Raw genomic sequence first — 1,062 nt, 5'->3', positions numbered from 1 at the left:
CTAGAAGACCGACTCAACCAGCACAGCGGCAATTCCTCCAAGCCTCCTTCCAGTGATGGGCCAGGCTCACCACCACCTGCTCGGCCGCGCCTTGCCTCAGGTAAAAAACGCGGCGCCCAACCGGGCCACAAAGGCGCTCGGCGTGAGCGTCATCCAGCGGATGAACGGCTGACGGTAATACCCCATTACCCTGCCAGACAGTGCGCCTGCTGTGGGGGCAATGTGGTATTTCATGACAAACCCTACCGCGTCCATCAGGTCTTTGACCTGCCCGAGGTCAGCTACAGGGTGACCGAACATCAGCTCTTTAGCGGCACCTGTTGTCATTGCATCGAGACCAGCCCGGCTCCGTTGCCCGAGACGGTGAGCAGCAGCCAGATGGGGACCAACCTGCTGAGCTACATCGCCCTGCAAAGTGGTCTGTTTCACCAGAGCATTAGCCAGATACAACAACAGCTTAAACAGCACTTCGGCCTGAGCTTCAGTCGCGGCGCCATCAGCGAGGCGCAAGGGCGAGTCAGTGCCATGTTGACCCCGACGCACCAGGCCATCAAACAACAAGTGCAATCAGCCTCCTGTATCCATGCCGATGAAACACGGCATCAGCGTGGTGGTGAGCGGCGCTGGATGTGGCTGGCACTGAGCAAGGTGGCCGTCTGTTTCATGACGGCGTTTGGCCGGGGTCAGGATGCGGCCAAACGGCTGCTGGGCTCAGAATTGGATGGCGTGTTGGTGACAGACCAGTACGCAGGATACCGTTTCATCGACAGCAGCCAGCGTCAGCTGTGCTGGGCCCATGTACTGCGCAATGTGGCAGCGATTGCCGACAGCGGCGAAAAGGTCAATCAGCCCATTGGGGCCCGACTGGTGCTTCTCGCAAATAGCGTATTCAGGGTTCGACATGGCTATGAACAAGGCGTGTTGAGCCAGAAACAATATCAGCGAAGGCTTGAGCGATGTCGGCAAAGCTGGCGAAAAGAGCTGGGGCGAGGCAGTTTGCTGTGCAGCAAGCGCTACCGAGGTCGCTGTCGGCTACTGCTCAAGGATGATGAAATGCTGTGG

Annotated in this window: 1 protein-coding gene; it reads left to right on the top strand. The window is 58.7% G+C overall.

Going from position 1 to position 1,062, the window contains the following annotated elements:
- Positions 1-1,062 (top strand): IS66-like element ISUnCu16 family transposase (locus OKB81_RS20505; RefSeq protein WP_270805447.1); only part of this gene is annotated, 1,062 nt, incomplete at both ends.

The organism is Aeromonas sp. QDB56 (genome assembly GCF_027705505.1).
GTDB lineage: Bacteria > Pseudomonadota > Gammaproteobacteria > Enterobacterales > Aeromonadaceae > Aeromonas > Aeromonas caviae.
The sequence above is the reverse complement of the archived record's forward strand: the minus strand, read 5'-3'. Positions and strand labels throughout refer to the sequence as shown.